The organism is Phytopseudomonas daroniae (assembly GCF_004327275.1).
In the GTDB taxonomy this organism is placed as follows: Bacteria; Pseudomonadota; Gammaproteobacteria; order Pseudomonadales; family Pseudomonadaceae; genus Aquipseudomonas; species Aquipseudomonas daroniae.
Window position 1 is genome coordinate 165,024 of sequence record NZ_QJUJ01000008.1, and the last position, 17,764, is coordinate 182,787.

Below are 17,764 nucleotides of genomic sequence, written 5' to 3' on the forward strand. Positions count from 1 at the left end.
AAGGTCGTTAAATTTCGTTATTTGACTTGTTACTGTTACAGAATATCGTATATATGGGGTATATTTTCGATGCAAAAATTAGGTTACTTCGGGAGGATATATGCTTTCTCGGCCTCTTGGCTTAAGGCTAAGATTCTGCGAGCCGGATTCTAAGTTTTTCTTCGTGGCATTCTGGGCGCGTTATGGTGCCGAGACGTCTAAGCCTTGTTCGCTGAAGCAATTGGCTGAGAACCTGAGGCTTTCGGCGCAGGCCGTCTCAAAAGCTGTCGCTCAGCTAGTTGACATGGCGGTGTTGCGTGTTGTCACTCAACCTGAAGGAAGGGGCCGGCCAAAGTGCTCCTACGCGGTGAGCAAAAGCGTTCAGGTGGAGCTGCGGGAGGTCGAGGAAAGGGAGCTGATCCATCTCGGCTTGATAGAGCAGGTTTTGGGTGGCGCACGTATCAGAGCAATCTGGCCTGGCTGAACCGGCGATGCGCAGGTTGCGTCAGAGCCTCGTGCCCGCTCGCAGGGCGAGAAACGAGCTGCGCCAGTGCGGGCCGGGCAACTCAGTTTGGCAAATCGTTTGCTGCTCATGATCTTACTGAGTCGCGCAGATCCGTTCGGGATTGTCAGGGGGCTGAGCAGCAAGGAGATCTGCTCGCTCACGGGGATGGACGGTGCTGCTCTGAAGCAGCGCTTGCGAAGGCTTACGCAACTGGGTTTTATCCGGAGGCAGATACCAGGGGTTGCGAGCCCGGTTTTTGCCGAGAAGCTCAAGAGCATCTATTTACTGAACCTGAACCACCTTCAGCTTTCGCCTGCTCGCGATGTGGTTTGCACCGCAGTGCATCAGGGATTCGACGATTCGGAAATCGACTGTAAGTTTATGACCCGTGTCCGCTTTGATCGTGACTCCTTCCTGAAGCGGGCGGAGTACTCGACACGGGTCAGTGTGCTGCGCCTTTTGAGGCGTGCGCCCGATCATGTGTTTGATCAGCTTGAGTACTTTATCTGTGACTGTGTGTTGGGCTTTTTATCGCGTCATTGGGTTGGTGTTGATCCTGTCGCGTGGAGAAAGGTGCGCGGTGTTGACTCCGCTGTGAAGGAGCGAGTAGAGGCTTTTTTTCGGATGCCGATGCTTGATCCGAAGGGCAAGGCAGTATTGGATCACGACGATATTTTCGACTTTTTTCAGAGACTGATTTTCGAGCTGGCTGACGAGTTTGTTCGGCGTTTTTCGCAGCTATCGACCGTTTCCTTTGCCGCGGCCAGCTACATCTTGGTGCCGGCGCATGTGTCGATTGGCCATCAATGCATCGCCCTCTTGATTCTAAGACCTGCGGGTTCTGGCCTGGCTAGTCATTGGACAATCATTAAGGGGTACGGCGAGCCGGTGGTGAAATGTGTATCGAGGGAGGTGGATATTCCATTGGAGCTGCGTGAGCGGTCGGGGCTGCTCATGCGGGCACGAGCAGTTGAGTAACAGACAGTTTTTTTCTACCGCCCTTGCAGATCCTCTGAACGAATACGAGGAGCCCGTTCATGAGGATCATCCGTTTGAAAGATGTCATCGACTCGACCGGCCTTGCCCGGTCGACCATCTACAAATACGTCGCGGAAGGCACCTTCCCGAAACCGGTATCACTGGGAGACCGTTGTGTCGGCTGGGTTGAAAGCGAGGTGCACGACTGGATCCTGGCCAGGATCGAGGAGCGTGACTTGGCAGAGGGAGTTGCAGTGCGCTCCACCGGCCACCTGAGTATGGCCAGCTAGAAATGAACATCTGCGCCATGACTGGCTACGGCTGGTCATGGCGCTTATGCCGCTTGGGAAGATCCTGCATTCTCAGCTAACTCTCCCAAGATGCGATTCGGCAAATCTCTCGGCAGGCTTAGCAACGTTGTTCCCCATTGCCTGGTCTCGCTGGGATGGTTGGTAATGGGCTCGGCTGCTTCTAGTGATATAGCTACTGACTATCAATGTTCAATTATCCAATAGTCCGTATCACTCGGTATGCACGGCACCTACTACCCAGTCAAGGATAAGCGGCTGGTTAAAAAACACACAACACGTACCTGGTATGTAAACAACCAACCAGGTACCCACCATGATCAATCGTAAGATCTACACCCACCTTTCCCAATCTGGCATAGCCCTCCAGATCGAACGACTCGTCCAAGCCATTGAGCAACATGACAGTCCTGCATTTCGATTCAGGCAAACCCATACAGGTTACGAGCGTGTCGAAGAGACCAGGCTCTCCCGGTACTTTACACGCATCCGGCAGATGATTGACCTCTTCGATGACCGTGTTGAGTACAGCTACAGCGAGCACCTACAAGCGTTCAGGGAGGCCTGCCAGGACATAGGACTTGAGCGTCATCCAGATGGCCCTGTTTGTCTGAATGAAAGGGGTACGGCCTATCTGGATCATCACCGCAGCATGAACGTGCTGGTGGCTCGGATTCGTCAGTTGACCTGTGAGCTATGGTACCGGCGTAAGAGAGGTGACCGTCGTGATCAGGCCGAAGAGCAGGAGATTCGAGTCTGCGACTACGTCGAAGCCTTATGTGAGCTTTACTCGCGCATCACCATTGTTAGGGTCAATCTCTATTACCGTTTGGAGGCCCAGGCCAGGCTACGTGTTGAGCGCGTATTCGATGACCTGAAGCAGTTGGTTGCCGAGCATAGGAGCAACTCGATCTTCGACCATCTCATCGGTCATATCTATGCGGTGGAGCAAGGGGATCGGGATGATGGCAGGGGCTACCACATTCACGCTGCCTACTTCTTCAATGGCAACGAGGTGCGTGGAGATGTCTACAAGGCCATCCAGCTAGGCGAGCTGTGGGAGGACATTACGCATGGTCAGGGCTACATGCACAGCTGCAATCACGATAAGGAGCAATACGGTGATGAGTGTGGTATCGGCCGCATCCTGCGGAGTGATCAAGCGATTCGTCGTCATGTCTACAAGGCGGTGAAGTATCTCGTCAAAGATGCCCAGCACCTGCGCTTGAGGCCGGAGGGCGCTCGGTGCCTGCGCACGGGCCACCTGAAGCGTCGTCGACGGTGAAGGTGCCTGAAAGACACTGGCGTGCTAGCTACTTGCTCAAGGTCGTAACGGAGTTCTGCGGAGAATTTCAGGGAGGGGGCGGCGCTGGCAGGGGCAGTGAGTCCGTACTATCTGCGCGTGGCAGAGCTGCACTGCCTAACGTCCGCTGATAGACTCCAGTCGACTTTAAACGACTATGGCAGCTTGAGCGCAACCACCATGATTACTGAGCCCTGGGTCACTGCCGAGCAGGTTGCCCTTCACTTAGGGGTGGCCAAGGACACGGTCTACCGATGGCGTGAGCGACGGGGCATGCCTGCTCACCGTATCGGCAGGCTCTGGAAGTTCAAGCTGTCGGAAGTAGATGGCTGGGTCTGTGCTGGAGGAGCCGATGAGTCGGCTTCGTTGTCCGGCCCCTCCGTAGCCCGCAAGGAATGATTGATGAACGTCCAGCAACTTGAAAATGAACTGTGGGAAGCAGCGGATCAACTGCGTGCCAACTCCAAACTGACCGCTTCCGAGTACGCGATGCCAGTGCTCGGGCTGATTTTCCTGCGCCATGCGGATAATCGCTTTAAGGCCTACCTCCCGGAGATCGAGGCCGATATTCACCCCAAGATGCCGGATACTCAACGCGAGAAACTGATCCGGCTTGGCTTCCAAGGCAAGGCCGCCATTTACTTGCCGGAAAAGGCCCGATTTGATCGCATCGTCAGCTTGCCCCAAGGGGCTAATGTGGGCGGGACCATCGACACCGCGATGGATGTGATCGAAGCCGAGTATGAAGTGCTCAAGGGTGCGCTGCCGCGAGGCTACACAGCCTTCGAACCCGACTTGCTGGCGGATTTGGTCAAGATATTTGACCGGCCGGCGATCAAGGCGGCGACTGGCGACGTGTTTGGTCGCATCTACGAATACTTCCTCAACAAGTTCGCCATGAGCGGCGCCCAGGAAGGGGGGGAATTCTTCACCCCGCCGTCCTTGGTGCGGATGATCGTCAATGTGATCGAGCCCGATCATGGCTTGGTGCTGGATCCGGCATGTGGGTCGGCCGGCATGTTTGTGCAAACCGGCCACTTCATCGAAGACGAGCGCCATGCGGTGGTCAATGACGCCGTAACCTTCCACGGCCAGGAAAAGAGCGACACCAACACCAAGCTGGCGCGCATGAACCTAGTGGTACATGGACTGGATGCTTCCAACATCCGTCAGGGCAATACCTTTTACGATCAGGCCGAGCACTTGGTCGGTCAGTGCGATTTCGTGATGGCCAATCCACCGTTCAATGTGGATGGTGTGGATACCAAGAAGGTCGCTCCCCAGGAGGATCCTGCAGGTCGCCTGCCTTTTGGCCTCCCCGGCACCAACGCCAAGACAGGGGCCATCAGCAACGCCAATAGCCTGTGGATTCAGTACTTTTACGCTTACCTGAACAAGACGGGGCGTGCAGGCTTCGTTATGGCTTCCAGCGCCTCGGATGCCGGCAATAAGGACCGCGACATCCGCGAGAAGCTGGTCAAGAGCGGCCATGTCGATGTGATGATGGCCATCGGCAACAAGTTCTTCTACACCCGCAGCCTGCCCTGCACGCTGTGGTTCTTCGATAAGGGCAAACCTCAGCACTTGCAAGACCAGGTGCTGATGATCGACGCACGCAACGTTTACCACGTCGTCTCCGCACGCTCTCATGTGTTTACCGAAGAGCAACTGGCTAACCTCAATGCCATCGTTTGGCTGTATCGCGGCGAGCAAGAGAAGTTTGTAGCGTTGGTGGGGCGTTACCAGCGCCAGGTGGACGGCTGGCTGGCGGCGCTACCCGAACGCATCAGCGCCGATACCGCAGCAGTGAATGAGCTGGCTACCAAACTTTCCGCCTTTGCTGAAGGCGCGACTTTGGCTGAGCTGAATGCTGACCAACTGGAGGATGCTCAACTCACGCAAGGGGTGCTTGATTTCTTCAGGGCTGAGCTTGCGGCCGCGTACGCTGATACAGAAGCAACAGAGGCCATCGCTGCTACCCTGGAGGCATGCGCGCAGGCTCGCACTGCCATCGCAGCAGCCGATATGACTGAGCACGATAGCCAGATAGTGCTGCAAGCCAAGTTGGAAGCATTGGCTCCCCAGCTAAAGGCGACAGTCAAGGTACTGGAAGCCCGTCATAAGCAGTGGCTTAAGCTACTAGATACAGCGGAAAAATCCCTGCGCGCCAGACTCTCCAAAGCCTTCGATGGCAAGGCTATTCGTGAAGCAAAGCGTGCGTTATTAGCTGCCGACGCCAAGAAGAACGAAACACCTTCCGTGCGTGATGCGCTGCTGGAGGCGTTCAAGCAAGCCGTGTACTTCATTCACCAGGGACACTGGCTGCATAGCCGATTCCCAAGTGGCACGTTCGAGAACGTGCCCGGCTTGTGCAAGGCGGTACCCATAGAGGGTGAAAACAGCATTGCAGCCAACGACTATTCGCTCACGCCGGGGCGTTACGTGGGCGTGGTCGCTGCTGCGGCCGAAGACGAAGACGACTTCGCCGAAAAACTACGTGAGATTCACGACGAACTGGCCGAACTGAATGACAAGGCGGCGGAGCTGGCAGGACGGATTAGCCGCAACCTTGAGGAGCTGCTGGGATGAGCTGGCCCGAAGTCGACTTCGAATCGATCTTTGCCGCACCCAGCCGAAATGGTGTTTACAAGAGCAAAGAACATCATGGCTCGGGTGTCCCGATCGTCAATATGGGTGAGCTGTTCGCATTCAATCGGATAGGCAGTCAGGCGATGTCGCTGATTCAGATGTCCGATGCTGAAATGCTCAAGAATGGGCTGATTGATGGCGATCTGCTCTTTGGCCGCCGTTCTCTTGTTGAAGAAGGGGCCGGAAAATGCTCAATAGTTTACAAACCCACGGTGCCGATGACGTTCGAGTCGTCCATTATCAGGGGTCGGCTTGACAGGACAGTCGCAGATCCAGAGTTCTTCTTTAATTATTTCCGCTCGCCAGTGGGGCGGTCTAGGATTCGTGCAATTGTCGGAGGGGCGGCTGTTAAGGGGATTCGTGGCAGTGACCTGAAGTTGATCAGAGTGCACTTACCACCCATCGATGAGCAGATTGCAATACGCGAGGTTCTAGCTGCATACGACGACCTGATCGTCACCAACCAGCGACGCATCGCCTTGCTCGAAGACGCGGCCCGCCGCATTCATCGCGAGTGGTTCGTGTATTTGCACTTCCCTGGCCATGAATCTGTTTCGTTAAAGGATGAGATGCCTGAGGGGTGGAGCACTCAAAAGCTGTCGTCGGTCGCCAACGTCAATGAGCGTACGATTAGTACCAAGGACAGACCCGACTCGATTCTTTACGTCGACATCTCATCGGTGAGTCCAGGGGTGATCGGTGAGGTCTCGTCGTACGCCTTTGCTGATGCGCCCGGCCGGGCGCGACGGCGGGTTAGGCATGGGGACGTAATATGGTCCTGCGTGCGCCCGAATCGGCGCTCGTATGCGCTGATTTGGGAACCGGATGAAAATCTGGTGGCGTCGACGGGTTTCGCTGTGCTTTCGGCATCAAATGTTCCGTTCAGCTACTTGTATTTCACAACGACGACCGATGACTTTGTAAGCTACTTGGAGCAGAACGCAACCGGTGCTGCCTACCCGGCGGTTACAGCCAAGACGTTTGAGGACGTAGACATTGTCATTCCTGATCCTGGCCTGCTGGAGTCGTTTGATAGGCTCGTGCTGCCCGTGGTGGAGCAAATGGAAGCGTTAAAGGTGCAAAACACCAGCTTGGTTCGCGCCCGCGATCTTTTACTTCCTAAACTTATGTCCGGCCAATTCGACGTGAGCACTATCCCATTGCCTGAAGAGGTAGCTGCATGACCACCGTCCCCGCCTCTGTGCCTGTGCTGCGCTGGGCGGCCCGGCGTGCGCGTCTGCACGATGAGGATTTGGGGGCACGCTTCCGCAAATGGCCCTTATGGCTTAGCGGAGAGGCGCAGCCTACGCTCAAGCAGCTCGAAGACTTCGCCAAACTCACGCATACGGCCATTGGCTATTTCTTCCTGCCGGAGCCGCCACAACTGGCGTTGCCGGTGCCGGACTTCCGTACCCTGCGCGACCAAGCGCTCGCAGAGCCGAGCAGTGCTTTGCTGGACACGCTCTATCTGTGCCAGCAGCGGCAGGACTGGTACCGGGACTATGCACGCTTGCATGGTTTGTCGGCCTTGGCCTTTGTCGGCAGTGCACGCATCCAGGATGCCCCTGAATTAGTTGCGCAGCACATGCGCGAAACCCTCGGGCTATCTGCCGAGGAGCGTCGGCAGTTGCCGACTTGGACGGATGCACTGCGCCAGTTGATCAACAAGACCGAGGACGCTGGCGTGCTAGTAATGGCCAGCTCCATTGTCGGCAGTAACAGCCATCGCAAGCTGGATGTAGAAGAGTTCCGTGGCTTCGCGCTGGCGGACGAGCTGGCCCCCCTGATTTTCCTGAATGGCTCCGATAGCAAGGCGGCGCAGATGTTTACGCTTGCCCATGAGCTGGCGCATCTCTGGCTGGGTGCCACGGGTGTTTCGGATGCCGAGGCTGGGCAGGTGCCGGAGCAGCAAACCGAGCGCTGGTGCAATCGCGTTGCCGCAGAGTTGCTGGTGCCACTGGAAGCATTGCGTGCGGCCTATCGGCCTGATGCGCCGATCCCCGACGAGATTCAGCGGCTGGCCCGCGAGTTCAAGGTCAGCACCTTGGTTGCGCTGCGTCGTCTGTTCGACGCCGGCTTTATCGAGCAAGGCCGGCTGTGGCAGCACTATCGCGAGGAGCAAGCCCGATTGAAAGCGCTGGAGCAGCGCGGCAGTGGTGGCGGTGACTTCTACCGCACGCTGGGCGCGCGTACCAGCAAGCGATTCGCCCGGGCAATTGTGAGCAGCACCTTGGAAGGCCAAACGTTGTTCCAAGATGCCTTCCGCATGCTGGGCGTGCGCAAGACGGCAACCTTCTACGAGGCTGCGCGTGAGCTGGGGGTGATGGCATGAGTTACCTGCTCGACGCCAACGTGTTTATCCAGGCCAAAAACCTGCATTACGGTTTGGATTTCTGCCCGGCCTTCTGGCAATGGCTGCTCGACGGTAACGCCAACGGGCGTGTCCTCAGTATCGACAAGGTGGCCGATGAGATCGCCGCTGGTGCAGATGAATTAACGGATTGGGTGCGGCAGAACGCTAATGGTCTGTTCAACAAGACGGACGCCGCAGTGGCTGCACAGTTCGCCAAGGTTAGCGGCTGGGTGACCAGCCAGCAGTACGAGCCGGCGGCCATCAACACCTTCCTGCAGGTTGCGGATTTCTATCTCGTTGCGCATGCCCTGGCAGGAGGTCATATCGTGGTGACGCATGAGGTGGCGGCCAACTCGGTCAAGCGCATCAAAATTCCGAATGTGTGCATTGGCTTGGGACTGCGCTTCATGACGCCCTACGAAATGTTGCGGATCGAGAAAGCCAAATTCGTGCTAGGGGCTGCCCAGTAAAGATGTTTCGACCTCGGCAGCGAGCAGGCCTTGTTGCTGACGACTTGATTTAAGACCCTGGCGCGCCGGAGTGCGTAGCTGGGGCATGGGGGAAGGAAACCGATGGCCAAGAAAGACTACTCCGAAGATTTGTTGATTCAGGCTCCGACGGCCGAGTTCCTGGAAAAGGAGCTGGGTTGGATCAGTGTCTTCGCGCAGGATGAAGGTGGCTTTGGGCCAGGCAGCCTTCTTGGTCGGGCATCGGACAGCGAGGTGGTGCTGACCCGAGAAGTGTTGGCCGCGCTCGAACGCTTGAACCCTGGTTTGCCGGATGAAGCCTATCGTCAGGCGCTGACTCAGGTCGTGCAGGACGACATCACTAAGACCCTGATCGCCCACAACGAAGAAAAGTACAAGCTACTGCGCGACGGCGTGCCGGTTAGCTACCGCGATGCGGCGGGCCGCTTAGTGGATAAGCGTCTGCGGCTGATCGACTTCAATGAGCCGATCAACAACCGTTATCTGGCCGTGCGTGAGCTGTGGGTGCGGGGCAAGCTGTGGCTGCGTCGGCCGGACGTCATAGGCTTCGTGAACGGCCTGCCTCTGGTGTTCATCGAACTCAAGCGCTTCGAGGCGCATATCGACAGCGCCTACAAGAAGAATTACGCCGACTACCTGGACACTATCCCGCACCTGTTTCATTGGAATGCGTTGGTGGTCATCTCCAACGGCCACGACGCTCAGTACGGCTCAATCACCTCGACCAAGGAGCACTTCTATCGCTGGAAGCGCCTGGATGAGGACGACCCGGAGCCCAATAAGGATCAGCCCCTGCTGCCATTTTTGCTGGCTGGCATGCTGCATAAGCAGCGCCTCCTGGATATCGTCGAGAACTTCGTGTTGTTCGACACCAGTGAGGGAAGTACGCACAAGATCGTGGCGCGTAACCACCAATACCTTGGGGTGAATCGCGTCATTGACCGCCTGAAGTCTGAGGATGAGCAGATCCACGCTGAGGTCATAGCTGGGCAGCTTGGTGTTTTCTGGCACACCCAAGGCTCGGGCAAGTCGTACTCAATGGTGTTTCTGACGGAGAAGATTCACCGCAAGATTTCCAGCAGCTACACCTTCGTGGTCATCACTGATCGGACTGAGTTGGACGACCAGATCGCCTCGACCTACACCAACTGCGGGCGCGCCAATAGCAAGATCGATCAGGCCAAAAATGGCGAAGCCCTGCGCAAGATGCTGCGCGATCAAAACCGCCGCTATGTGTTTAGCCTGATCCAGAAATACCGCGAGCGGATCATCGAGGCCTACTCGGAACGTGATGACATCATCGTTATCAGTGATGAGGCGCACCGGAGCCAGTACGGGCGTTTGGCTTTGAACATGCGCAAGGGGCTGCCGCGCGCCAAGTTTCTCGGCTTTACCGGTACACCGCTGATTGAATCGGGCGAAGCACAGCTCACACGCGAGGTGTTTGGCGAATACGTGTCGATCTATGACTTTCAACGTGCCGTAGCCGACGGCGCTACCTTGCCGCTGTTTTACGAGAACGCTGGCGAGAAGCTGAAGATCATCGACCCCACGGTGAGTGATCGCATTGCCGACCACATTGAGGCCGCCAAGCAGGCAGCAACCCTCAACGACCCATGGACCGACGAGAAAGAAGAAAAACTTTATCGTGAGTTGGCACGGGACTACCCCATCCTGACCGCGCCGACGCGATTGGATAAGGTCGCGCAGGATTTCGTGGATCATTTCCATCAGCGCTGGCGCGTCGTGGAAAACGGTGGCGGTAAGGCGATGATGGTCTGCCTCGACAAGATCACCTGCGTGAAGATGCACGATCTGATCGTGGCTAAGTGGCAAGAGAAAGCCGCTCAGCTTGACGCCGCAGTGAGCGCAGAAGAGGCCTTGTTCGCAGCCAAGGGCAAGGCACCTACCGGCCTGCTAAAGCAGCGCCGCGGGCAGGTGGAGTGGATGAAGGCGACCGAGTGCTGCGTGGTTGTATCGCAGGAGCAAGGCGAGGTGGCCGAGTTCGCCAAATGGAAGAACTTCCGCGATGAACCGCTGGACATCACCACCCACCGCGAGAAGATGGTTAAGCGTGACCTGGAAAAGGAATTCAAGAAGGCCGACAACCCATTCCGTATCGCCATAGTTTGTGCCATGTGGCTGACTGGTTTCGATGTGAAGTGCCTGGCTACCTTGTATCTGGACAAACCGATGCAGGGCCACACCCTGATGCAGGCCATCGCTCGGGTCAACCGAGTGGGCGGCGGCAAGAAGCACGGGCTGATCATCGATTACAACGGCATGATCAAGAGCCTGCGTCGTGCGCTGGCGACCTTCGCTCAGGGTGACCGTGCCGGTACAGGCAAGGGCGAAGGTGAGCAGGATACGGTGCGTGACGATACCGTTGCCGTGGCCGAGTACGCTAACAGCCTAAAGGCTGCACGCGATTTCCTGGCAGGACTAGGGTTTAATCTTGATGCACTGATCGGGGCTCGCGGCTTCGATAAGCAGCAGCAAATTCTGGTTGCGGTGAATCTGCTTTGCGAAAGCGACGAATGCCGTAAGACCTATCAAGTGATCGTCGAGGATGCCCAGGCCCGCCATCGTGCCCTTTTCCCTCATCCCGGCTTGTTCGGCTTTGACGCTGAAGAGAGTGCGCTTACAGCGATCTACAACAAGCTGCAGGATGCACGTGTTACACCAGACGTGAGCGCCTTACTGCAGGACTTGTATGACGTGGTGGATGTGGCAGTGGCCACTGAGGCACGGCCTATCAAGGAAATACGCTCACGCTATAACCTCTCGAATATCGACTTTTCCCGTCTGCGGGCCGAGTTCGAGAGAACGCCATTCAAGAACGTTGTGGCGATGAATCTGATGGAAAAAATCGAAGAGCGTCTGGCCGCCATGGTGGCGCGTAATCCAACTCGTGTAGATCTCTACGAGCGTTATCAGGAGATTGTGCAGGCGTACAACAAAGACAAGGATTCGGCTGAAATCCAGAAGGTGATGGATGACCTTTTTACTTTCAACGACACCTGTTCGGATGAGGAAAAGCGCTATCTGCGTGAGGGGTTGGAAAGTGAGGACCAACTGGCAGTATTCGACTTGCTGCAGAAGGAATCACTTAGCAAGGGAGACCGCGACGCCATCAAAAAGGCCGCCAAGGAACTGCTGAACAAACTGGCTGGTGGCAAGTTGCAGATCGACCGCTGGCGCGAAAAGGCCGCCGCCCAGGCCCAGGTCAAGGCTGAGATCATCAAGCATCTGTGGGACAGCCTTCCTTTGGCTTCGTATGATGCGGAAGAGATTGATCTCAAGGCTAATGCAGTGTTCTCCCATATCTACAGTTCTGGCATGGGGGATGAACCGCGGGTGTATCACTGATTGGTAAGCGGTGCCGGAAGTAATCGAAAAAATAAAATCACAGATAGCAAAGAGAAAGACTCCGCCCCGAATGGCACTTACTTAGCCTTCCTTGGATGACCACTTCTCCTGATTTTGGCGCGTTCGGATTGGCGTGCTTGGGTCAGCAATGGATAAGGTTTCGGCCTTCGCTTGAGCGCGCGTGGCTCAACTCGACCAGGTCGTCTATCAACACGCTGCTGGGCGATTAGAAGCAGCAGTTTCTGAAGGCGTTCGTCCATATCAGGGGCATCGAATTGTCGCCACGCCAGCCATAGCTGCAGGCTGTGCTTGAAGCTCAGTTCACGCGGCAAGCAGTCAGCCATTAATGCCGATTGCACCATGAGTAGCCGGATCAGGTTGTGCGCCAACAGGTAAACCCAAAGCTCTTTCACAGCCATCAATGGCGTTTTGCAACTCAGCATCTCAAGCCCCATCGTGCTCTTTAAGTTGCGTAAATCCAGTTCGACGTCCCAGCGGCTTTTGAACAGCTCTTTCAATGCATCTTTGGGCGTTTGATTCGCGCAGCGCAATGTGGTGACCAGGATCTTGCCGCCGGCTTTCAACTCCCGAACCTCCAACCTATCAGGCGCTTGCTCGTAGTGTGTCTCGCTCATCCAGGGCGGGCGTTTCGAGGGTTTTTCCAGAGCGATCAAATGATCGCGCGTACCCAAACGCTTGCCGAGCCGGAAATCGGTGCGATGCCGACGGGCCCCGTATTGCTCGAATACGCCATCGATGCCTCTGCGCTGCAACTCGCACAGCAGAAAGTAGGTTGCGTAATAGGCGTCGCCCAGCAACACATCACCCGTGTTCAACGTATCGAGCACCCATGCCGAGCAGCAGAAGCGTGACGCTCTGGAGCGGTGGCACGCCTATCTCGATGAGCGCGGTTTCGGGCTGATTCATCGGCAGGTATTTGCAGGAGAGAACGCAGCGCCAGATCCGGTCGACGCCAGTAACAGCGCGGCTTCTAGCCTTATTTCGCCTCAAACAGAAGAGAGGGGGCATAACGTAGCGCCCGCCCCAGCGCAGCATGCCGACCAGACTTCTCAAGGGGAGCCGCAATGACCGTACGAACGACTGCCCAGCCGTTGAAAACCATGGAGCCGTTAGAGCGCCAGGTTCTGAAAATCGCCGGCATCGAGCTGGCCCAGGTGGTGGATGGCGGTGCTCAGGCCCAGGCCGTGCTGCTGGAGATCGTTGCGAGCTGGCACGGCCACCGATCAGCGGCATCGTTCCATGACTTCGGGCGCGCCTGGCTGCTCGAGGGAAACACCAAGTCGAAGACTGCTGACAGGCTGCTGCGCGCCCTGTTTGGCCTTGAGCAAAAAGCCGTGAGGAGCCGCGCATGAAGAAGCGAACCTATGCAGACAAGCCCTTGGGCGATACCGAATGGCTGCTTGAGCAGTGGGGTTACTGGCGGATGGACGGAATGGGCATGCCTCGGTACGTCTCACCCCTCCAGGCGCTGATCCGCAACAACAACGTCAGTGTGGGTGGACTCAAGGAGTACTCGATCACTGATGACCTTGCCCTGGCTGTTGATAGCGCTGTGTCTCGCCTGAGCAAGCGCGACCAGCAGATGGGGGATTTCATCTGGCTGTACTTCGGTGCCAAGTACACCGCTGTCCGAGTCGGCCGCACGGCAGGCATGGGGGAGGCAAAAGCCCGCGAACTGATCAAGGCGGGTGTTGCATGGATTGATGCTGCCATGGAGGCTTATCGCGAGGCGGCGTAAATAGTTCTTTCCTCGCGGATAAACACCTGCTTTCATGGCACGGTGTCCAGTCAGCAGCAAGTGACACATGACCTAGAAACCCGGCCTTTGCGCCGGGTTTTTCGCTTCTACAATCTGGATTGCGTAGCCATAGGAACCATTGAGAAAGCCGACCAGCCCTTCTTCAGTAGCGCTTCCCCATCCTTCTTGGTCAGCCACCAGCGTGATGAAAGGTCGTTTAAATTGACGTATTCATGCTGTGGATGGATGTCTTTGTAAGCCTCTACGAGATCCTCTGGTATCGCAGAGAATGGAGTGTCGCGGCGCCTTATCAAGATAGTGCGATGGCCCTTTTTGTTGAAGCCTGGATAGAACTCTACCGCTACCGCGTTTGGATCAATCGCCTTCACGGCCAAGCTAATATCAAGCTTTTCCAGTGCGGCTTCTAGCGCATCCATCTTGGTGGCATGAAGGAAGTCCACGAGCCTGTCACCCTGGGTCTGGGCAATCTCCAGCAGCCGGCAAAGGTCTGCTTTGCGCATCCTGCGGGCCACCATCTCATTCCATAGCACGATCTTGGCAACGGTAACCGTAGGCAGACGTATAACGTGCTCGCCTGGCTCTGGTGGTGTTGCTTGTGGAATCTTCCGGCGCTGCTCAACGTAGAGCGACAAGGTGGTCTCGATGGCATCCATGGCATCACGGATCGCGTGGTCTCGGTCATCGCCATAACTGTTCAGTTCTGGCAGGTCGCGGCAGAACACTGCCATGCCCTGTCCTTTTTCGCGTTCGAAGCGAATTGCGTAGTCGTACATGGTCACTCCTTGCTGGGTGATCGTTCAGCGTCCAGAAAGGCTGAAGGGGCTCTCAGAGCCCCAGTTGCTTGATGATCGCTTTGCGTGTCGGTTCAGGCATCTCTTTTGAACCATGGTCTGCAAAGACCGTTTGCTTGCCGTTCGGGGCGGTGACTTTGAAGTGGCTTCCCTTACCCGCTTCGAAGGCCACCCCTTGGGCCTTTAACCATCGTCTGAACTCGCTGAACTTCATCACCTCGTCTCTTCTGTTTGGGTGATGCCAGTGTACAACATAATTGTGGCAATACAACATGTATGTTGTATTTGTGTCCCTGCCTTTTGGAGAAGTGAAAATGAGCGAGCCGAGCGGTGTCGTAATTGCCGGCGCGCTTGGCGTCAGCGCGGCGGGCCTGTTTGCAGGGGTGGATGGGAATGCCGTGACGGGCGCCTTCTGCGGCGCACTGGTGTTCTTCATGGCCCGGCCTGAGCTGGGTCTGGTCGAGCGCTTGGTGTACTTCGGCATCAGCCTGACCATGGGGTATTTGTTCAGCCCTGCGTTGAGCGACTTCGAACTGTGGGGCTTCCGACCCTTCACTTACTCTGGCCCTGCGGCATTCGCTGCAGCTGCTCTTGTGGTCACTCTGTCCATCGCGGCTAACCGCAACGTGCGGTCGCCGGTGTCGGATGTTCAAGCCACCATTGGTATGTACGACATCACCGCCGAGAACGTGGCGCGTGTAACTCGTTCGACGCTCTCGACTGTCCCTACCACTGCCATCGTCGATGAACCACTGGTCTGCGGCGGTGTTGAGGGCGAGCTTATTCCCTTCAAATACCTGCCGGATATGAGCAAGACCATTGCGCTCAAGGCGGCTGATGATGAGGCGTTGAGTCCCGGTGAAGATTACCTGCTGACACCGCACGGGGTTATCGTCACCGGCAGCGGCAACATCACGGCGGCGGGTGTGAAGGCGTCGTATACGCCGCGGGCGCAGACTGCCGTGCAAATGCTCAACGGCAGCGAAGGCGAGTTCGAGCTGTACATCGCCGGCCTCAATGATGCCCAGAGCGGCGAGCCTTTCAGCCTGCGGCCACGCCGCATGAAGTTCGGCACCATCGCGCAGCTCCCGGTGTTCGGCACCGAGTACCTGAAGCTGGAAGCCCCAGCCGAGTTGCTGGCCGACCCGTTGGTGTTGAACAACGACATCTCCAAGTTCTGCGAGATGCAGATCGTCGATAAGGCTGCTTGACGCCCACTTGCGTATTTCGCGACTTGTTAGATGGTAGTCATCAGGGCGAGGCATTTGTTTCGCCCGAATTCAACAGAAGGAACACATGATGAAGCAAGCAGTAATTGGATTCGTACTGATGGTGGTCAGCGGCCTGGCCATGGCGCAACTGCCGTCGAATGACCCGGCAGTGGTCTGCAACTACCTCGAGGTAGAGCAACTGCCAACCGATGGCTGGCAAATGAATGATGAAGGGAAAGGTCGTTGTGCCAGTCAGATTCGGAGCTTCGGTCGTGAAGAGGTAGGCCCCTTGCATCAGCTTTCCTATGAGGCCCGAGGGAATGCTGATAGCGCCTCGATCCTCCAAGTGATTCTGGATGTAAACCCGCCGCAAGCGATATCCGAGGCGAACAAGTGGTTCCTGCAGGTCTCGCAACGTTTGAGTACCAACGCATTTGGTAAACGGCTTCCGTCGAACATCTCGGCTGCGATATCCGGTGGGCTTGAGGCGACGGCAACTATTGGTAACACCACGCTATCCGTGAACCGACAGGAGCATGAAAGCGGCGTCGGTTATCAGATGCGCTTCTCTATCCAGTAGGAAAGTAGGAACGGTCAGGCCAGGGATGGCTCTTGGAGGCAGAAAGCACGCTTACTCAAGAAGCCGCGATTCCTGAGAATGGATCGTTGTTGAGTGAAAAACCCCGAAAACGCGGGGCTTTTGTTGGGCGGTGCAAATGGTTGCACTTGCTGAATCAGGAGGGGATAGAGGCAACAAATGCCGCTGCCGATCTGGTGAATACCCAGATTCGTTCGCCTGTTGAGTTGAAGCTTTGAATCAGTAGTCCGGCATCGACAGCGGATTTCAAATCGCTTTCAAGGAAGCGGGGTTCCAGGATTTCGATCTCATCTCCCCGCCCATCGAGAGGTAGAAGTTCTGCGCCGCCCTCCCAGTCTTTGACCAGCAGCACTTGGCTGGCCTCTGCTTCATCGATCTGCTTGAGGATGCTAACGGCTTGCTCAGACAGCACGGCATTAGGCCGGATGCTTTTGCTCAGCTCGCCAAAGCCGGCGAGGGCAGTGGTGATGGCGGCCAGGGCGTTGTCGATGCGGCTCAGGCTTTCGGTGAGCGCTTCCTGGCTCTGATGCAAAATGGCCTTGATGCTGATCGTGGTGCCGTGGTTGGCCTCGATCAGAGATTTGAGTTCGGCATGGTTGCTTTCGGCCAGCCACTGCATGAACTCGTTGAAGTCTTGGCTCTTGGCACTGTCGCGGCCTGCTTTGAACTGTCCGATCAGTCCGATGATCGAGGCTAGGGCTGTGGTGGTGCTGAGCGGTTCCATGATCAATCCTTCATTACTGTGGCAGTTTGAAGCGCTTGGCCATGTAGTCCAAAGCTTCCTGCTCGGTGGCGGTAACGGTCTTTTGAGTGTTGATGATGGTGCGGCAGGCGATCATCAGCCGCTTCATCATGCCTGGGTTGCCGCGTTTGGCTACGCGACCCACGGCTACTTTGAAGGTGTGGAAGCTGGGAATGTTGATCGAGTCGATCAGGTCTGAAGCCATTTCCTCGGTGATCCTCACGTCCCCCGTGAACACCTTGCAGGCGGCGGTGATCACCTTGCGCTCTGCGGCGCGTAGCTGGCCATCGGCCTTGCCGATGTAGAGTAGCACCTGAAGGGCTTCCAGGTGGTTGCGGTGCAGCACGTCAAGTGTGTAACGCGGCGTCTTCTTGTAGAGCTCGAACAGGTATTTGGAGATGTTCTCTTTCTCAACCACCTCGCCTGTTGCTGTGTTGTAGCAGTGACGAATGTTGAAGATGCGAAAGGTTCGATATTGGCCGCGTAGATGGCAGTGGCCTGAGATCGTATGCGGGTCGAAAGCGGTGATAGATACGTCGCGCTCTGTTGGCTCGTCGTAGCCGCGCTGGTAGCGAATGTGCAGCGTTGTGATTATGTTCGCTTGGTCAAGCATGGGAAACCCTTCCGTGGTTAATCTACCTGGCTCATGGCTGCTCGTTGGACTTCACTGTCAGCTTTATTCAATGCCCCACGGCCGGGTCACCGGGCGC

Annotated in this window: 17 protein-coding genes and 1 pseudogene; 13 read left to right on the top strand and 5 right to left on the bottom strand. The window is 56.5% G+C overall.

Features of this window, described 5'->3' with window-relative positions; genetic code table 11:
- Nucleotides 1-571: 571 nt before the first annotated feature.
- The 9 genes from DNK10_RS18595 (at nt 572) to DNK10_RS18635 (ending at nt 11,932) form a co-directional block, all read left to right on the top strand.
- The gene (locus DNK10_RS18595; protein ID WP_165496012.1) at nt 572-1,462 is read left to right on the top strand and encodes a hypothetical protein; all 891 of its coding nucleotides are present in this window, start codon (nt 572-574) and stop codon (nt 1,460-1,462) included.
- Between the two features lie 59 nt (nt 1,463-1,521).
- On the top strand, nt 1,522-1,752 hold the full coding sequence (locus tag DNK10_RS18600; RefSeq protein ID WP_131192571.1) for a helix-turn-helix transcriptional regulator: 231 nt from the start codon (nt 1,522-1,524) through the stop codon (nt 1,750-1,752).
- A gap of 334 nt (nt 1,753-2,086) precedes the next feature.
- Nucleotides 2,087-3,055, top strand: a complete 969-nt coding sequence (locus DNK10_RS18605; protein ID WP_131192572.1) for an inovirus-type Gp2 protein — start codon at nt 2,087-2,089, stop codon at nt 3,053-3,055.
- A 198-nt stretch (nt 3,056-3,253) separates the two neighbouring features.
- A complete protein-coding gene (locus tag DNK10_RS18610; protein WP_131192661.1) occupies nt 3,254-3,472 on the top strand; it encodes a helix-turn-helix domain-containing protein in 219 nt (72 codons plus the stop codon).
- Between the two features lie 3 nt (nt 3,473-3,475).
- Nucleotides 3,476-5,662, top strand: a complete 2,187-nt coding sequence (locus DNK10_RS18615) for a type I restriction-modification system subunit M (RefSeq protein ID WP_131192573.1) — start codon at nt 3,476-3,478, stop codon at nt 5,660-5,662.
- Nucleotides 5,659-6,906 carry a restriction endonuclease subunit S gene (locus DNK10_RS18620; protein WP_131192574.1) on the top strand — a complete coding sequence of 416 codons (1,248 nt, stop codon included), beginning with the start codon at nt 5,659-5,661 and terminating at the stop codon, nt 6,904-6,906. Before DNK10_RS18615 ends, DNK10_RS18620 begins: the two co-directional genes overlap by 4 nt.
- On the top strand, nt 6,903-8,054 hold the full coding sequence (locus tag DNK10_RS18625) for an ImmA/IrrE family metallo-endopeptidase (protein WP_131192575.1): 1,152 nt from the start codon (nt 6,903-6,905) through the stop codon (nt 8,052-8,054). Before DNK10_RS18620 ends, DNK10_RS18625 begins: the two co-directional genes overlap by 4 nt.
- The gene (locus DNK10_RS18630) at nt 8,051-8,545 is read left to right on the top strand and encodes a DUF4411 family protein (RefSeq protein WP_131192576.1); all 495 of its coding nucleotides are present in this window, start codon (nt 8,051-8,053) and stop codon (nt 8,543-8,545) included. The genes DNK10_RS18625 and DNK10_RS18630 overlap by 4 nt, the downstream gene beginning before the upstream one ends.
- A gap of 102 nt (nt 8,546-8,647) precedes the next feature.
- Nucleotides 8,648-11,932 (top strand): type I restriction endonuclease subunit R, encoded by a 3,285-nt coding sequence (locus DNK10_RS18635; protein WP_131192577.1) that lies wholly within the window; start codon nt 8,648-8,650, stop codon nt 11,930-11,932.
- A gap of 77 nt (nt 11,933-12,009) precedes the next feature.
- On the opposite strand, the pseudogene DNK10_RS18640 reads toward DNK10_RS18635, so the two are convergent.
- Nucleotides 12,010-12,780, bottom strand: a pseudogene (locus tag DNK10_RS18640) (transposase); the annotation flags it as partial.
- 237 nt (nt 12,781-13,017) lie between these two features.
- On the opposite strand from DNK10_RS18640, the gene DNK10_RS18645 reads away from it, so the two are divergent.
- A complete protein-coding gene (locus DNK10_RS18645; RefSeq protein WP_131192578.1) occupies nt 13,018-13,305 on the top strand; it encodes a hypothetical protein in 288 nt (95 codons plus the stop codon).
- The gene (locus DNK10_RS18650; RefSeq protein ID WP_131192579.1) at nt 13,302-13,691 is read left to right on the top strand and encodes an antiterminator Q family protein; all 390 of its coding nucleotides are present in this window, start codon (nt 13,302-13,304) and stop codon (nt 13,689-13,691) included. The genes DNK10_RS18645 and DNK10_RS18650 overlap by 4 nt, the downstream gene beginning before the upstream one ends.
- A 107-nt stretch (nt 13,692-13,798) precedes the next feature.
- Here the strand turns inward: DNK10_RS18650 and DNK10_RS26195 are convergent, their stop codons facing one another.
- On the bottom strand, nt 13,799-14,485 hold the full coding sequence (locus DNK10_RS26195; protein WP_244216283.1) for a type II toxin-antitoxin system HicB family antitoxin: 687 nt from the start codon (nt 14,483-14,485) through the stop codon (nt 13,799-13,801).
- A gap of 52 nt (nt 14,486-14,537) precedes the next feature.
- The gene (locus DNK10_RS18660) at nt 14,538-14,717 is read right to left on the bottom strand and encodes a type II toxin-antitoxin system HicA family toxin (RefSeq protein WP_131192580.1); all 180 of its coding nucleotides are present in this window, start codon (nt 14,715-14,717) and stop codon (nt 14,538-14,540) included.
- A 100-nt stretch (nt 14,718-14,817) separates the two neighbouring features.
- Here DNK10_RS18660 and DNK10_RS18665 point away from each other — a divergent pair, with 100 nt between their 5' ends.
- Nucleotides 14,818-15,714 carry a phage tail tube protein gene (locus DNK10_RS18665; RefSeq protein WP_131192581.1) on the top strand — a complete coding sequence of 299 codons (897 nt, stop codon included), beginning with the start codon at nt 14,818-14,820 and terminating at the stop codon, nt 15,712-15,714.
- An 88-nt stretch (nt 15,715-15,802) separates the two neighbouring features.
- Nucleotides 15,803-16,294, top strand: coding sequence for a hypothetical protein (locus DNK10_RS18670; RefSeq protein ID WP_131192582.1), 492 nt, complete (start codon nt 15,803-15,805; stop codon nt 16,292-16,294).
- A 154-nt stretch (nt 16,295-16,448) separates the two neighbouring features.
- Here the strand turns inward: DNK10_RS18670 and DNK10_RS18675 are convergent, their stop codons facing one another.
- Nucleotides 16,449-17,036 (bottom strand): hypothetical protein, encoded by a 588-nt coding sequence (locus DNK10_RS18675; protein WP_131192583.1) that lies wholly within the window; start codon nt 17,034-17,036, stop codon nt 16,449-16,451.
- A 13-nt stretch (nt 17,037-17,049) separates the two neighbouring features.
- Nucleotides 17,050-17,667 (bottom strand): hypothetical protein, encoded by a 618-nt coding sequence (locus DNK10_RS18680; RefSeq protein WP_131192584.1) that lies wholly within the window; start codon nt 17,665-17,667, stop codon nt 17,050-17,052.
- Nucleotides 17,668-17,764: the final 97 nt, after the last annotated feature.

What these genes read in the sequence shown, in the direction of transcription:
- DNK10_RS18595 (WP_165496012.1), top strand. Translation starts at nt 572, where the DNA reads ATGATCTTACTGAGTCGCGCAGATCCGTTCGGGATTGTCAGGGGGCTG.
- DNK10_RS18600 (WP_131192571.1), top strand. Translation starts at nt 1,522, where the DNA reads ATGAGGATCATCCGTTTGAAAGATGTCATCGACTCGACCGGCCTTGCC.
- DNK10_RS18605 (WP_131192572.1), top strand. Translation starts at nt 2,087, where the DNA reads ATGATCAATCGTAAGATCTACACCCACCTTTCCCAATCTGGCATAGCC.
- DNK10_RS18610 (WP_131192661.1), top strand. Translation starts at nt 3,254, where the DNA reads ATGATTACTGAGCCCTGGGTCACTGCCGAGCAGGTTGCCCTTCACTTA.
- DNK10_RS18615 (WP_131192573.1), top strand. Translation starts at nt 3,476, where the DNA reads ATGAACGTCCAGCAACTTGAAAATGAACTGTGGGAAGCAGCGGATCAA.
- DNK10_RS18620 (WP_131192574.1), top strand. Translation starts at nt 5,659, where the DNA reads ATGAGCTGGCCCGAAGTCGACTTCGAATCGATCTTTGCCGCACCCAGC.
- DNK10_RS18625 (WP_131192575.1), top strand. Translation starts at nt 6,903, where the DNA reads ATGACCACCGTCCCCGCCTCTGTGCCTGTGCTGCGCTGGGCGGCCCGG.
- DNK10_RS18630 (WP_131192576.1), top strand. Translation starts at nt 8,051, where the DNA reads ATGAGTTACCTGCTCGACGCCAACGTGTTTATCCAGGCCAAAAACCTG.
- DNK10_RS18635 (WP_131192577.1), top strand. Translation starts at nt 8,648, where the DNA reads ATGGCCAAGAAAGACTACTCCGAAGATTTGTTGATTCAGGCTCCGACG.
- DNK10_RS18645 (WP_131192578.1), top strand. Translation starts at nt 13,018, where the DNA reads ATGACCGTACGAACGACTGCCCAGCCGTTGAAAACCATGGAGCCGTTA.
- DNK10_RS18650 (WP_131192579.1), top strand. Translation starts at nt 13,302, where the DNA reads ATGAAGAAGCGAACCTATGCAGACAAGCCCTTGGGCGATACCGAATGG.
- DNK10_RS26195 (WP_244216283.1), bottom strand. Translation starts at nt 14,485, where the DNA reads ATGTACGACTACGCAATTCGCTTCGAACGCGAAAAAGGACAGGGCATG.
- DNK10_RS18660 (WP_131192580.1), bottom strand. Translation starts at nt 14,717, where the DNA reads ATGAAGTTCAGCGAGTTCAGACGATGGTTAAAGGCCCAAGGGGTGGCC.
- DNK10_RS18665 (WP_131192581.1), top strand. Translation starts at nt 14,818, where the DNA reads ATGAGCGAGCCGAGCGGTGTCGTAATTGCCGGCGCGCTTGGCGTCAGC.
- DNK10_RS18670 (WP_131192582.1), top strand. Translation starts at nt 15,803, where the DNA reads ATGAAGCAAGCAGTAATTGGATTCGTACTGATGGTGGTCAGCGGCCTG.
- DNK10_RS18675 (WP_131192583.1), bottom strand. Translation starts at nt 17,036, where the DNA reads ATGGAACCGCTCAGCACCACCACAGCCCTAGCCTCGATCATCGGACTG.
- DNK10_RS18680 (WP_131192584.1), bottom strand. Translation starts at nt 17,667, where the DNA reads ATGCTTGACCAAGCGAACATAATCACAACGCTGCACATTCGCTACCAG.